The sequence below is a fragment of the Halobacterium sp. CBA1132 genome (assembly GCF_001485535.1).
Taxonomy (GTDB): domain Archaea; phylum Halobacteriota; class Halobacteria; order Halobacteriales; family Halobacteriaceae; genus Halobacterium.
The window spans coordinates 71,967-86,150 of sequence record NZ_BCMZ01000003.1; the positions used below are offsets into that span (position 1 = coordinate 71,967).

The window sequence follows — 14,184 nt, forward strand, 5'->3', positions numbered from 1 at the left end:
TGAAGAACGGGTGAATCCTAATTAGCGAGTGCGGCAAACGGTGTTGCGTTCCGATATCGTTCCCACAGCAGTACTGCGGGCGGGAGCGCAATAATCGAGAAGATAAACGAGTACGTAACGCTAATTGCCATCAGCAGCCCGAAGTCACCCAGGACCGGCGTAATTGCAAGTGCGAGCGCGCCAGTTCCGAGTGACGTCGTGAGCATGCTCCCGAGGAGTGCCCCACCAGTCCCGGTAAGGGTTCGAACCATGGCGAGGTGCGCATTATCACTCTCGTTGAACTCGTCGATAAACCGGTGGGTGGTGTGGACCGAGTAGGCGATGCCAAGCCCGATTGAGATGGAGAGAATGGTTGCTGTTAGCGCATTTAATGACATTCCAAGATACCGCATCGTCCCCATTAAGTAGGCAACTGCAACGAGAATCGGGAACACGTTAACAACCCCGAGCATCGGTTTGCGTTCTAACAGTCCGTACGCGATGACCAGGAAGACGGCGGTAAGGCCGACCGCCAAAATTAAGCCCTGGATAGCTGACGAGAAGATGAGGCTGATAACGGCATCAAAGACAACAATCTGTCCCGTTGCCGTTGTTCGATAGCGGAAGTCCTCAGCGAACGCACGGGCATCGGCAGCTGCAGCAGCCTGTGATGCATCCGAATCGATGGTGTAGTCAACTTGTGCTGCCTGCCGGTCCTCGGTCAGATACTGTGCCGCCTGTGGGCCAGCCGTCGACGCGAAGAGCTCATCGTAAATCCGGTCAAGGTTCTGATCTGGAATCCCGTTGTCGTTCAGGTCGTTCCGATTAACGAGAGCAGCAAACTCGCGATTCTGTTCAGCATAGGACTGGATCACCGTAACGATACTTCGGGCGCGAGTGCCGCCCCCATCGCCAACGGCAAGTGAATCTGGGGGGTCGTTATTCGGCTTGACGAGGGCTTCGAGCGCGTGGTCGTTTTCAAATGACCCCTCGATATACAATTTTACTGACTGGTCCTGGTTTGTTGCGAACTTGTCCTCCAGCAGATTCGTCGTCTCCGTGACGGTGTATTCCCCGGGTGCGAACGGCTCCGGGAGCGCTGTGACGTAGCCGGGTTGGTTTTCCGGTGGGAGGAAATCCTCCTGTTCGAAGGACGTGTCGACGCCAGTGCCATATGCAGCGGCAGCACCGCCAGTAAGCAGCAACACGAGAACAAAGATGACCGGTGCATACCGGCTCACAACGGCAGGCAGCGACAGCACACGACTGAGTGCCGACCCTTCGGACGCGATCGGCTGTGAATTGAACTCCGGGACCCCAAGTCGTTCGCGCCACTGATCGACCACGAGTTTCGCCGCCGGCAGGAACAACCCGAAGATGAGGAACGTGAAGATAATCCCCGCACTCGAGGCAATTCCCATATTCCGGATCGGAGTGAGATCCGAGATGACGTTTGCGCCGAACCCGAAGACCGTTGTGACGGTCACAATGACGAACGCAATCAGCAACTGGTTGTTTGCGGTTCGCATCGCCTCGGTTGGTTCGAATCCCTGGACGGTTTCCTCGCGATAGCGATTAATGATGTGAATCCCGAAGTCAACCCCGACGGCAAGCAGCAGAACCGGGACGGAGATCATCTGTTGGTTAAACGGGATTCCGGAGTAGCCCAAGAAGCCGAACGTCCAGATGACCGTCATTAAGAGCGCTAATAACCCAAGAAGCAGGTCGATCGGGTCCCGGTAGGCAACGATCAAGAAGATCAGTAGGAGCACCACCACAACGGGCATCACAATCGTCAGAGAATCGCCGATTACGTTCCCCATTTCGGCGTTTGTGATGCCCGCCCCGAAGGCTCGAATTTCGCCCGGTCCGTTGTTTGCAAGCGTCTGGATGGACGTCTGTATCTCGGTGAGGCCGTCGTCAGTGAAGCCCTGTGGGACATCGTGGGAGATGGACGTAATTGATGCGGTTGCCGAGGCCGACCTCGGGTTAAAGTCCTCGGCAATCACCGCTGTGAGCTGGGGGGACTCGGCTAGTTCGCGGACCGCCTGTCGCACTTCGGACTGGCTTGCCGTCTCGAGAACACGGCGCTGTTCGGCAGTCGTTGTCGCTGTCGGGTCAAGTGTTTGCGCAACGATTGGGGCAGGCCCCGCTGCGTTCCCCATTCGGAGGTCATCACGGGTTTCGATGTGCTCAATGAGCTGAATATTCCGTGTGAGTGCCTCTTTGCTGAGTACGTTGTCGCCAGTGTGAATCAGCTGCGTTGATTCGCTACTTGGCTCAAAGGGGTCCTCAAACTCTTCGTTGACTTTATCCAGTGCTTGCTGCTCCTGGAGGTTATCAGTGAACGATCCAGTGGCATCGGTTTCCGTTGAGATGAGTCCGAAGCCACCCGTAAACAGGAGGGTAAGCACAAGGAAAACAACCACGACCGTCCGCGGTTGCGAGACAATCGTCTCGTTCAGTCGTCTCGCCGCCGCCTTAATCCGGTCGCCGGTTCCCATCAGTTACTGCCTCCGGTACCAGAGAACTGCTGCGGCCCCACCGACGACGACGATGACGCCGGCAATCAGCGGAATCGGCAGCCCGCCACCGCTACTTTCGACAACATCGATCGGGACACGCATCGTATTCGTTAGCTGGCTGTTGCCACGCTCGTCATCGTACCGGAAATCAAAGGAGATTGGGTAGGTCTTCTCTGGCGTTGCAGAGCCGGCTGCGGTCAGTTCGAATGTCATCGTAACCGTTTCATCCGGATCAAGTGCCTCCCTGTAGCCCGTGTCAGCATCACCGGTATCAAGGGGATTATCAGCGAACAGGCGGGCCTCAACATCGGTGACAGTCTCGTTGAGGTTGTTCGTCACCTCGACTGAGATTGTCCGTGAGCCGCCCGTCTCAATCGACTGCTCGGCAAGCTCAACGCTGAACTGGTCGCGTTCCGGTGCGACAGCTGCCCGGATATCCAGCTTGTCATATGTCCGTTGGTCACGGTCCAAATTCCGATAGTCAACGGCGAAATCAAGCGATTTTGCGCCAGCCTCCGCTTCGCTACTGACTTCGATTGGCAGTCGGAACGACGTAGATTCACCAGCCGCTAAGGAGCCGACTGCGACGGAGTCCTCAATCGGAATGACCGTTTGCGTCGTACCGGCATACCGAACAACGACACTATGAGCCGTTTGTGGGCCTTGATTCGTGACCGTCCCGACAACCTCGCCGTCTTCGCCGACACGAAGCGAACTGGTGACCTCACTGAAGCGGAATGCTTGTTTAGCGATTGTCTCGACGCCAGCCGTGATTGGCTCCGAAGTTTGGCTGATCCCGTCTGTATCATCATAGTTCACGGTGAGATCAAGCGTATATCCACGCTGGGTTGCGTCCGGAGCGAGTGCAACACTGTAATTAACCTCGCGTGTTTCGCCCGATTGCCAATCACCAACGTAGGAAGATGCACTCATTCCCCCACTATCGAACGTTAAAGCGTTGCTCCGCGAGTTGACGGTGACACTTGCGCCCCGGGCGAGCTGTGAGCCGGTGTTCCGAATCGTTACCGAGACGTCACTATTATCACCAACTTGCGCAGCCCCTTGGATGGCAACAACTTCGAATCGGGCGTCCTCGGTCACAGCAACGGTGATGGAGCCGGTTTGTGTGCGGGTGAAGTCGCTGTACTCGGCACCGTAGGCATCGTAATCGACAGCGCGCGTGTACTGGTACTCGTATTCAACCGGGATTTTGTACGTCCCCGGCTCAGCACTCTCTGCAACCGTAATCGGGACGTCAACCTGACTGGAGCCAGTCGGGACGTTACCAACCGCAAGTTCCCCGACGTTTATGTCAATCGGGGAATTTTCGTCATCGAGACTCATCGTCATCCCGCGAGCTGTTGTCACTCGATTTTCGTACTGTGAGGGACCGCCTTTGTCGATTTTCCCACGATTCGTAATCGACAACGATAGTGTATCAGTTTTCCCAGCAGAAACGTCACCGGTGGTTGTTGCAAACGAGATGTTTGGCTGGCCAATCACCTCGCCAGATTCCTGTGCAGCAACCGTCCCAGAGAGGCCAGCAGTCCCGATGGACCCAACAACGAGTACAACCATGAGGATTGCTGGAAGATGAACCCGTTTCATGAGTGAGGACTGAGGATATCGGGCGTCTCTGGGTTCGTGAAGCGGCCGAAACGTCGCTTCTGATGGGTGGCTAAACTAACTAGGGTTGTATTCATTGATATACACTTACCGACCAGTCGTGAGGGCATCAAGCTTCGTGTTTAGGAAGTATCATCTACTACTATAATATCCTCTCCGTGATGAACGGTGGGACTCTATCGCTGTTGAAAGGTGGTCCTACACCCGTGTCTCGTCTTCCGTGAAAACCAAGTCCGTTGCGTACAGCGTCTCATCGACTACCCAATACAAAAGACGGGGCCGGTCGTTAGGCCGACTGACCGCGTGACGTCCGGTAGTTGTGCACATGCTCCGCAAGGCCATCAAGAAGGACGAGCGTCGGGGGAAGCGTGACAAGCGACGCGAGCAATGTCAGGAAGATAACACCGACGGTAAGGAAGCCGAAGCCACTAAGAATCGGGAACGGGGAGAGAATCAGTGCAGAGAATCCAAAGACCGTTGTCATCCCTGAAACACTGATTGCCTTTCCGACGCGCGACGAGGCGATTTGTACGGCATCGAGCTTACTCACGCCGCCCCGGGCTTTTTCCTCGTAGTAGCGCTCCATCAGAATAATCGTGTACTCGGCGCCAATCCCGACAGTCATCGCGCCCAGGCTAGCGCCCAGCGGCGACACTGGAATTCCGAGCTCATACATATAGATATTCTGCCAGCCAAGCACGAATATCATCGGCACGAGCGGCGCGACAGCCTTCACGATATCACGGTAGTAGCACAACAACAGCCCAAGAACGAACAGCACACCCAAGGCCGTTGTCACGTTCCGTGAATCGATCTGTGAGATAATTGATGGCGTCGAAATTGCGGCTGTCCCAGTAACCTTAGCGCTGACACCGGACGGCGGATTACTGTGATCAATCGCGCTCTCAGCATTATCCAGGAACGAGAGTACCTCAGCACTGTTCATATCCTGGACCGTCGAGACGGTTACATGAGCGCGTCCATCGTTATAATACCGCTCGCGAGTTTGCTGTGGAATCTCGGCGAGGACACGTTTGACACCCGCCTCAGTCTGGGGAATCTCACCACCATTATGGGCTGCAACAAGTGTCGCGGGCGAATCAACACCCTGAATAAGTGGTGTCCCGCTCGCAACATCGCCAAAGCGTTGCATCCAGTGTAACACCTCGGGGTCTCGCAGATTTGTGCCGGTGACGAGCATACTATAGCTCGCACTTGACCCCCCGCCCGTAACAGACTGGAACTGCTGGAGGTCAACGTATGCCGGCAAATCTTGCGGAATAAACTCGTTGGTGTCTGTCATCGTATCCAGCGACGAGCTTACCTGAAAGCCGACACCCGCGAGCACAAGTGCAAGCATCAGCACCGTTTTCGGGTGTGAGGCAAAGACACGTGAAACGCGTCCTATAAGTTGCCCGACAGTGCCGACACCAGTGAGTCGGTCCTCTGTCGATACCTCATTATCGGCATCCGAGGATGCCTCAATTTCACCATCATACCGCCAGCGGACGTAAATCGTCAGCAGGGATAGCAACACGAGGATTCCGGTGGCGTACGTGAGCAGAACGCCAAGAATGGACGTCTGCGCGAACCAGATGGTTGCGGGTGACGTCGTGGACACCCACGTTGCGGCAAAGCCGAGCGCGGCCGCAAGCATCGCGATGAGTACGGGTGGACCGACACCGCCGAGGGCAATTGGGAGCGCTGTCCGGGGGGGATGTCGTTCCAGTTCTTCTTCGTAGCGCTCGTGGAACTGCACGGAGTAATCAATGCCTAGCCCGATGAGGATAGGGAACACCGCACTTGTCAGCGTTGAGTTCGGAATACCAAGGTAGCCGATTGCGCCGAAGGTGTAGATGACACCAACGAAAACAGCGACGATCGGCAAGAGGCGCAACCGAACCCCGCGAAAGAGGAAGAACAACGCCACTACCATCAGCCCAACTGCCAGCCCGAGAAGCTGGGTAGTACTCTGTTGGATGACGCTTGACATCTGTGCGGAGAAAGCAGCGCTCCCAGTAACGGTCACGGAGACGCCGGCCGGGAAGTTCGCCCACTGTTTGACATCAACCGCCCGGTCGTAGATCGGGCGTTCTTCCTGCTGTGAGAGCCCCGTATCAGTAGTGATACTTACGATCGCGTAGTCTGGTGAGCCGAGCACGGATTCGATTTTCCGTTCCGAGTCAGGAATCCGTCCGTACTCAGCTCTTACGCGGTCGGCTGGGCTGGTAACGCTGTAGACATTCGCTGTCTCACCCATCCGTTGGTCGAGTCTGTCGATCGCGCGAATCGTCGACGGTTCCGTGACATCGCCACGGATGAGGACCGCGACGCTACCGCGGCTGAACGACTCAGAGTACGCATCATACGTCGGATTATCAGAGACGAACGCCGAGTCGCCGGTGACGCTCGTAATCTGTGCCGCGCCGCCGACGGAGACGAAGATGAGGAGAACAGCGAGCGCAATTGTCGCTATTGGGCGCGCCTGCACCCGGTCGCCAATTGACGCGAAGATTCCGCGGAGCTTAGCCATGCGTGGTCCCCCCGTGTGTGCGTCCCATCATCGGCGACGGTAGAGGACATAGGCGCCGCCCGCAGCGATGAGCACGACACCGGCAATCACCGGAAGCGGAACGGGAAGACCGCCGCTCGCGGGTGAGACTGGGATGCCAATCGAGAGTCCATCGGTGTACTTCGTGTCGCCATCGGCGTCGTCGTAGCGGACCTCGATAGAAGCATCATACTCCTTGACGAGAGCAGCAGAGCCGGCACTGGCGGTGAACGTCGCATTCATCGTCTCACCGGGCTCCATCGTCCCGAGGTACGCGCTATCGTCCGACGTCGAGATCGGGTCACTCACGAAGAGCTTAGCGTTCGTCGCGGAAACCGCCTGGTCACCGTTGTAGCGGATGCCGACCGTCACTGAATCGCTGCCACCAGATGTGACGCCCGTTGAGACGGTCGTGATTGTGAAGGGGCACGCTCGGAGCTAATCATGATTGACTTCCGGATTGGCGTCTCCGTCGTTCGGACATCACCGTCGGCATTCTCATACTGCACAGTGAACGGGAAGGTATTCGTTCCAGGTTCAGCGCTGGCTGGAATTGAGACGGTAAACGAGACTGACGCGGATTCCCCGACAGCAAGGTCACCGACTGATGACTCACCGTTCGTTGCTGTCACCGTCGACGTTTGTCCGAGCTGTACCGCGACGTTTTGGGCGTTGCCAGGGCCAGTGTTGACAATCGTCGCGTTGATTCGTGCCTCCGATTCGTCAACGCGGAAGTTCTCCGTGGAGACATCACGCAACTCAAAGGACCGCTCCGGACGTACCGTCACACCTGTTGTGAGCGTATCGGATGTCTCTATGACACCATTGTGGTTTCGATAGGAGACGACGACATCGGCTGGATACGAACCAGCTGCGGTTTCGCTCCCGGCGCCGACCTGCGTGGAGAGCGTTGTTTTCTCACCGGGGTCCAGTGATGGCACGTAGAGGCTCGTCGAAGCCGACGCACTCGACCGCGAGCCGAAGTAAATCGACGATGACTGCGTGGAGAGTCGGACGGACGCTGCAGTTGCGGTCCGCGTGCCCGTGTTCTTGAGAGTGAACGAGAGATTTCCGGTGTCGCCCGCAAAGACATTGTTGGTGCCCTCGGACACAACTTCGAATTGGGCTTCCTCGGTCACAGCAACGGTGATGGAGCCGGTTTGTGTGCGGGTGAAGTCGCTGTACTCGGCACCGTAGGCATCGTAATCGACAGCGCGCGTGTACTGGTACTCGTATTCAACCGGGATTTTGTACGTCCCCGGCTCAGCACTCTCTGCAACCGTAATCGGGACGTCAACCTGACTGGAGCCAGTCGGGACGTTACCAACCGCAAGTTCCCCGACGTTTATGTCAATCGGGGAATTTTCGTCATCGAGACTCATCGTCATCCCGCGAGCTGTTGTCACTCGATTTTCGTACTGTGAGGGACCGCCTTTGTCGATTTTCCCACGATTCGTAATCGACAACGATAGTGTATCAGTTTTCCCAGCAGAAACGTCACCGGTGGTTGTTGCAAACGAGATGTTTGGCTGGCCAATCACCTCGCCAGATTCCTGTGCAGCAACCGTCCCAGAGAGGCCAGCAGTCCCGATGGACCCAACAACGAGTACAACCATGAGGATTGCTGGAAGATGAACCCGTTTCATGAGTGCTGAGTGGATGTCTTGGGTGTCGCTGAATTGACAAAGCAGTTGAAGCGTCGTTTGTGACTGCTGCCTGAATCAACTAACGCTAATCCCATTAGTATATCTACCGAACGTTCGGGAGCCTATAAACTTTTGTCTGTCGGAAAGATATCCAGAGAAGCCGCAAGTTCAAACCCGGTAGTCAATAAAGTAAACATATGCCAACGAACAGCCCGTTTGAAGGGCCTCCTAACGATACCCGTGAGGAAATCCTTCGGGCCGCCTTTCTTGTCGTCCAAAAACACGGCTATGACGGTCTTTCGATGAACCGAATTGCAGACGAAGTTGGCATTCAAAAATCATCAGTCTATCATCACTACTCGGATAAAGATACTCTCCTACTGTCTCTTGTTGATTATGTTATGGCAGAACTCGAATATCGAATCATGCAGCCGGATGACGCAACCCCATTACAGAAACTGAAGTTGTTCATCGATCAAGTTATCTTTGGCCGATCTGTTTCATCAAAAGGAGCCGTCTCACCACCAGCAGAGCCGACACTGCAGGTGTTCCTCCAAATCCGAGCACAAGCCACGTATGCCGAACCGTATCAGGAGAAGGTAACAGAGATTGAGCGACTCCAGCAAGCCCATATCGTAGATATTATTCAGCGCGGTATCGCTAGTGGAGACTTCCGTGATATAGCGACAGAACCGATTGCTGCCCTCCTCGTAACACTTGCAACAGGTGTGCTGTCACGTCGTGTGACGACAACAGTCGATCTCAACCCGGTTCATGAAGCAATCCACGAGTATCTCCGCGTGATCCTGATTAAGTAGCCGTCCATTGACCTCCTCCTCCACGTGAACGCGGAGGAATCCCACCACGGGATTTCAGTCCCAGCGAAGCGGCCTGTTGGTTTCAAGACGCATCCGTTCCAGGCGTCGTCTGCTTGGTGTCAGCATCGGCGTGGCTGTCTTGTGGCCCGGTCAAAGAGGCCTCATCCTCAGCCGAGTCATCGTCACCGGCCTTCTGCCGGGAAGGCGGAGCTATGCGCTCGTATCTCTATCAATAGAGTTTACTCGGTTGAGTTACAGCGAGGAACACATGGATTCTGTCCGTCGTGGACTCCGGCAAGACGATATCTCGAAGGATATGTACGAACGGTTAACGTGCACACAATGCGGAGAACAACTTGTTACGGAGAATAACCCGGATGATGTCGGGTCGATTCGTGCATGTCCGGAATGTGGTAGTCAGTGGCGCCAGCTGCCATAAGTAAGGATATTTGAGTTGGAGTCGAACAAATACGAGCTATGGTTGGATATTCTGATGACGAACTCCTCACAGCAATTAAAGAATTAGCCGCAGAATACGGCCGACCACCAACATTACAAGAGATAGAAGACGAGACAGCGTACAGTCGGCAGGTGTATTATACACACTTTGGGTCCTGGCAAGCGGCCCTAGAAGTAGCCGGGTTTGAACCACGTCCACCACAATCTGCGATTCCAGATGAAAAACTAGTTGAAGAACTCCAGCGGTTGGCGGAGAAGTTCGGGCGCCCACCGACAATCAAGGAAATGAACGAGCAGGGAGAGTATTGGGGGTCTACGTATAAGAACCATTTTGACTCATGGGCAGCAGCGATTGCCGCTGCTGGCTATAACCCGGACTATCTCTCGGGCCGGATTAGTGATGACGACCTTCTTAATGAGCTTACACACCTTGGCCAGCAACTGGATAAGCGACCAACCTTTCGTGAGATGGAAGAACAGGGCGCATATGACCCTAAAACCTATGTGCGGCGGTTTGGATCATGGAATGATGCCCTGGAGGCTGCTGGATTCGAGCCATCAGCAAAGTTAACAAAAGACGAATTACGAACGGACTTGCAACAACTTGCCGACAAATTGAACAAGCAGCCAACACAACGTGAGATGAATGAGTATGGGGAGCGCAGCCACAATACGTACGTTAACGCATTTGGTTCGTGGTCGAACGCCATTGACGAAGCACTACATGACGAACACACCTAGCCTCCAACATATCTTCGATGGAGTAAGGAGTTATAGAAAGAGCAAGGTGAAAACCGCTGTTTTTAGCCATAGGTAGCTTAATAGTGCCGAAACACAATCTGGCACTCTACCTATCTACCTGATAGAAAATTGATGTGTCTCTCGGATGTATTTGGCAGCACTCCCCTCCGCGTAAATGTGGGGAAACCCCGAGCGGTGGGAGTTTCGGGTTCCCAGTCCAATTACCAGTCTCCACTTCTTTCGGACACGGGTAGTCCCACAATATCGGAGTGATAGACTACTTGCAGCTAGCCGAATACGGCTCCCCGGAGTTTAAATACTCTTGCGCGGGTATGGCTTCTTGATGAAACTCGCTACGATTGGGGTCGGGAATGCGGGTAGTAAAATTGTCGACCGCATGGTCGAGTTCGAGTCACGGACTGACCGAAACCTTTGCCAACACGTCCACGCAATTAACACGGCACGAACGGACCTAGCAAAGCCGGATTACATCCCTGAGAACCGACGGCTTCTGATTGGCGATACGAACCAGAAAGCCAAGGGTCATGGGGTTGGCGGTGACGTTGAAATCGGCGCCGAAGTCGCAAAGGCGGACCTCGACGAGATTCGGCGAGCGTTCGACAACATCGAGATTCACGAGGTCGACGCGATTCTTGTTGTGGCAGGGCTCGGTGGTGGTACTGGCAGTGGTGGTGGCCCAGTCGTGATTGACGCCCTCCAAGAGATGTATGATGAGCCGGTATACGGGCTCGGTGTTCTTCCGGGCGAATACGAGGGCGGTCGGCCAGCACTGAATGCGGCCCGCTCCCTCCAATCATTTGTCAATAAAGTTGATAACTTCATCGGGTTCGATAACGACGCTTGGCGAGCCCGTGAACAGACAATAGAAGAAGGATACGAGCAGATGAACCGTGAGTTGGCGGCTCGCCTTGTTACACTACTTGCTGCCGGCGAGACTGATGATTCGGAAGTTGCCGAGAACGCGATGGACTCCAGTGACATTATTCGGACACTGGACACTGGCGGCGTATCAACGATCGGCTATGCGGCAACCGACGTCGAGAATAACGCTGATGACGGCCTGCTTGATCGCTGGAGTGACGACCAAACTGACGTGGTAGATGAGGGAAGTAAGGCGACGAAAATTCAGGGTTTAGTTCGGCGTGCCGTGAATTCACGTCTTACAGTTCCGGCTGAAGTTTCAAGTGCTGACCGCGCCCTCGTTGTCCTCTCGGGGCCGCCAAGTGAATTCTCTCGAAAAGGCATCGAGAGTGCACGCCAATGGCTCGAACAAGAAGCTGACACCGTTGAGGTCCTCGTGGGTGACGACCCACGGAAGCAGTCCCCACAGCTTGCCGCAGCGGTCCTCCTCTCAAACGTGACTGAAACCCCGCGTATCGAGGAGATCCAAAACCAAGCCGTCGACGCCCAGGAGAAAATTGCTGAACAGGAAGCCGTTCGTGAAGAGGAAATCAATAATCTGATCACCGACGAAAACGACGATCTCGACCCTGTTGTGTAGCCGATGGAATTGGCACTTGTTGGCGTCGGTCACAAGGGCAGCCGTATTGTCAACCAAATCCTCGCGATTGAGGCAAACACTAGCCGTGCGTTCTCACATGGAAATGCAGTCGTCTTTGATATTTCCCAAACTGCGCCGGACGAACTGGACGTAATCACCGATGAGCAAATGTTTTTGATCGGGGATACGCACGATCAGGTCACCGATAATGGTGTCGACGGCGATGCTGATCTCGCCGCCGAAGTTACCCAAACCGATCGCCCTGAGATTCGCCGTGCTCTCGATTCACTTTCCGTTCACGAAGCTGATGGAATCCTCCTCGTTGCAGACCTTGGCAGCGGCACCGGCAGCGGTGCTGGGTCAGTTATTACCGCGGAACTGCAAGAAATTTACGACGAACCCGTGTATGTGCTGGGTAGTCTGCCGCCGGAAGCTGCCGGTGGACAGGCTGCGTTGAACGCTGCACGCGCCCTTCGTTCAGTTGTCTCGAGCGCAGATAGCCTGATTACTGTTGATTTCGAAACGTGGATTGGGTCCTCATCGACCCAACACGACGATTCGACATCCCGAGATAACTCCCTCCAGACGCTCGCAACACGGGTTGTGACGCTTTTCGCAGCGGGAGAATTAGATTCGTCGACGATTGCTGAGAACGCGGTCGACTCTAGTGATCTCATCCGAACGCTCGAACCTGGTGGTATCGCGTCTATCGGGTATGCTGCAACTGAGGTCCAACCTGATACATCCGGCCTGCTGTCCCGATTGTTCGTCTGGTTGGGTATTCGAGACGACGAGCGTAAAACCACAACGGATGCCGCACAAGTGAAAGCGCTTGTCAGACAGGCCGCCAACTCACAGCTGACAGTTTCGTGTGATATTGCAAGCGCCGAACGCGCATTAGTTGTTCTTTCTGGGCCATCATCGGAACTTTCACGCCGCGGCTTCGAAAGCGCGCGACACTGGCTCGAACAAGCTACTGATACAGTCGAAATCCTCGCCGGAGATGACCCTCGTGAACAGTCAAGCACGGTAGAGGTGGTTGTACTCTTCTCAAACGTGACAGCTGTCCCCAGAATCGACGCCCTCCAAGAACAAGCTGTTAACTACAAGCACCATTGATATTCTCCTCACGCTCTAGCGTGAGGATTCCTCCATTGGGTTCGGCTGACGATCTACAGAGGCAACTTGTGGGTTCATGTACACTCCGTTGAGACGTTCGAAAGTGTGTAGTGTCCCCAATTAGTCGTTGTTAACTCACTCAAATCCACGGGCCGCACCCATTGGCCTGACTTCCGTCCCACTGTGTTCTCAACAGAACGTCTCTGCCGCCATGAGACCGACCTTCATTTCAAAACCCCACGGTATGACAATGTGCCTCAGTACCAAACCGTTCATCGTGGCCACCACATTCGGGACGCGTTTAGTCGCTACCGTACCCGTTGCTATGTCCTCATGGTACAACGGTTCAACAATGATGAGTAGCGTCCTTCCCGGCGTTTCGACTGTAGGCTGGCAATTTCGTCTGTTATACGCTGAACCGGCGCGTATCTACGGCCTTCAGGCCGTGGATACGCGCTGTCACTCAATGAAACATTCCACAACCAACAGCGCCGGATCTGTGTTCTTAGGCATACCCCTACACGCTCTCAATGACTTGGGGATTGGAGACGAGTTGGCGACGACGATTTGTTGTTGCTTAGGTGCGTTTTTCGCGGACACCCTCTCGGTCACGGGTCATGTCCTCACAGTTTGGACAGACACGTGGTTCGTCAACGTCGTCGGGGGTGAACACGCGAACGTATGCCTCAGTCACGTGTGTTCCACAGTTCTGGCACTCTGACATACGCAATACCAGTAAATCAATCCGGCATAGGCTTTCTGCTACCTAAATGGTGAGGAGGAACCTCGCAAACCACCTCGAATGATTTAAAACAACAAACTAGCCAACGAGAGTGATATGTACGACCTGATTGGCTTCCAGCGAGACATCCTCTACGTCGCTGCCGGCCGCAACGAACCGCACGGCCTCGCCATCAAAGACGAACTTGAAGACTACTACGAATCAGAGGTTAATCACGGTCGCCTCTACCCCAACCTCAACGAACTCGTTGACGAGGGTCTGCTTGAGAAAGGGCAGAAAGACGACCGAACAAACAGCTACACGATGACCAAGCGAGGCGAACGCGAGATTGAAGCCCGTGAGGAGTGGAAAGCCCAGTATCTCGATAGTTAACGTAAGGAGTAGTATGGGCTTAGCCACACGACATCAGAGCAAGAGGCTCTTGACATCTGCTCTAGCGTAAATCGCCTCGGGGTC

The 14,184-nt window shown here is 54.8% G+C and carries 11 protein-coding genes; 6 read left to right on the forward strand and 5 right to left on the reverse strand.

All coding sequences use genetic code 11. From position 1 onward, the window contains the following. Positions 1–17: 17 nt before the first annotated feature. The 5 genes from AVZ66_RS15225 to AVZ66_RS15240 all read right to left on the reverse strand — a co-directional run bounded on the left by AVZ66_RS15225 (position 18) and on the right by AVZ66_RS15240 (position 8,297). Positions 18–2,483 carry an RND family transporter gene (locus tag AVZ66_RS15225; RefSeq protein WP_058985015.1) on the reverse strand — a complete coding sequence of 822 codons (2,466 nt, stop codon included), beginning with the start codon at positions 2,481–2,483 and terminating at the stop codon, positions 18–20. A 3-nt stretch (positions 2,484–2,486) separates the two neighbouring features. After that, the gene (locus tag AVZ66_RS16990) at positions 2,487–4,082 is read right to left on the reverse strand and encodes a COG1361 S-layer family protein (RefSeq protein WP_231727233.1); all 1,596 of its coding nucleotides are present in this window, start codon (positions 4,080–4,082) and stop codon (positions 2,487–2,489) included. 334 nt (positions 4,083–4,416) lie between these two features. Continuing rightward, positions 4,417–6,663 (reverse strand): RND family transporter, encoded by a 2,247-nt coding sequence (locus AVZ66_RS15235; protein ID WP_058985017.1) that lies wholly within the window; start codon positions 6,661–6,663, stop codon positions 4,417–4,419. A 27-nt stretch (positions 6,664–6,690) separates the two neighbouring features. After that, a complete protein-coding gene (locus AVZ66_RS16795; RefSeq protein WP_197407829.1) occupies positions 6,691–7,053 on the reverse strand; it encodes a COG1361 S-layer family protein in 363 nt (120 codons plus the stop codon). Beyond that, positions 7,050–8,297, reverse strand: coding sequence for a COG1361 S-layer family protein (locus AVZ66_RS15240; RefSeq protein WP_197407830.1), 1,248 nt, complete (start codon positions 8,295–8,297; stop codon positions 7,050–7,052). The genes AVZ66_RS16795 and AVZ66_RS15240 overlap by 4 nt, the downstream gene beginning before the upstream one ends. A 227-nt stretch (positions 8,298–8,524) precedes the next feature. Between AVZ66_RS15240 and AVZ66_RS15990 the strand changes: the two genes are divergently transcribed. From AVZ66_RS15990 to AVZ66_RS15255, 6 genes are all read left to right on the forward strand, one after another. Continuing rightward, the gene (locus tag AVZ66_RS15990; RefSeq protein WP_082678918.1) at positions 8,525–9,145 is read left to right on the forward strand and encodes a TetR/AcrR family transcriptional regulator; all 621 of its coding nucleotides are present in this window, start codon (positions 8,525–8,527) and stop codon (positions 9,143–9,145) included. A gap of 268 nt (positions 9,146–9,413) precedes the next feature. Further along, entirely contained in the window at positions 9,414–9,584 is a 171-nt protein-coding gene (locus tag AVZ66_RS17140; RefSeq protein WP_331456491.1) for an HVO_0758 family zinc finger protein, read from the forward strand. A gap of 38 nt (positions 9,585–9,622) precedes the next feature. Beyond that, complete coding sequence (locus tag AVZ66_RS16475) at positions 9,623–10,345, forward strand: homing endonuclease associated repeat-containing protein (protein WP_157575746.1); 723 nt, start codon at positions 9,623–9,625, stop codon at positions 10,343–10,345. Positions 10,346–10,688: 343 nt separating this feature from the next. Continuing rightward, entirely contained in the window at positions 10,689–11,867 is a 1,179-nt protein-coding gene (locus tag AVZ66_RS15245) for a tubulin/FtsZ family protein (RefSeq protein ID WP_058985018.1), read from the forward strand. Between the two features lie 3 nt (positions 11,868–11,870). Then, the gene (locus tag AVZ66_RS15995) at positions 11,871–12,986 is read left to right on the forward strand and encodes a tubulin/FtsZ family protein (protein WP_082678919.1); all 1,116 of its coding nucleotides are present in this window, start codon (positions 11,871–11,873) and stop codon (positions 12,984–12,986) included. 838 nt (positions 12,987–13,824) lie between these two features. Continuing rightward, complete coding sequence (locus tag AVZ66_RS15255; RefSeq protein ID WP_058985020.1) at positions 13,825–14,100, forward strand: helix-turn-helix transcriptional regulator; 276 nt, start codon at positions 13,825–13,827, stop codon at positions 14,098–14,100. Positions 14,101–14,184: the final 84 nt, after the last annotated feature.

What these genes read in the sequence shown, in the direction of transcription:
- AVZ66_RS15225 (WP_058985015.1), bottom strand. Translation starts at nt 2,483, where the DNA reads ATGGGAACCGGCGACCGGATTAAGGCGGCGGCGAGACGACTGAACGAG.
- AVZ66_RS16990 (WP_231727233.1), bottom strand. Translation starts at nt 4,082, where the DNA reads ATGGTTGTACTCGTTGTTGGGTCCATCGGGACTGCTGGCCTCTCTGGG.
- AVZ66_RS15235 (WP_058985017.1), bottom strand. Translation starts at nt 6,663, where the DNA reads ATGGCTAAGCTCCGCGGAATCTTCGCGTCAATTGGCGACCGGGTGCAG.
- AVZ66_RS15240 (WP_197407830.1), bottom strand. Translation starts at nt 8,297, where the DNA reads ATGGTTGTACTCGTTGTTGGGTCCATCGGGACTGCTGGCCTCTCTGGG.
- AVZ66_RS15990 (WP_082678918.1), top strand. Translation starts at nt 8,525, where the DNA reads ATGCCAACGAACAGCCCGTTTGAAGGGCCTCCTAACGATACCCGTGAG.
- AVZ66_RS17140 (WP_331456491.1), top strand. Translation starts at nt 9,414, where the DNA reads ATGGATTCTGTCCGTCGTGGACTCCGGCAAGACGATATCTCGAAGGAT.
- AVZ66_RS16475 (WP_157575746.1), top strand. Translation starts at nt 9,623, where the DNA reads ATGGTTGGATATTCTGATGACGAACTCCTCACAGCAATTAAAGAATTA.
- AVZ66_RS15245 (WP_058985018.1), top strand. Translation starts at nt 10,689, where the DNA reads ATGAAACTCGCTACGATTGGGGTCGGGAATGCGGGTAGTAAAATTGTC.
- AVZ66_RS15995 (WP_082678919.1), top strand. Translation starts at nt 11,871, where the DNA reads ATGGAATTGGCACTTGTTGGCGTCGGTCACAAGGGCAGCCGTATTGTC.
- AVZ66_RS15255 (WP_058985020.1), top strand. Translation starts at nt 13,825, where the DNA reads ATGTACGACCTGATTGGCTTCCAGCGAGACATCCTCTACGTCGCTGCC.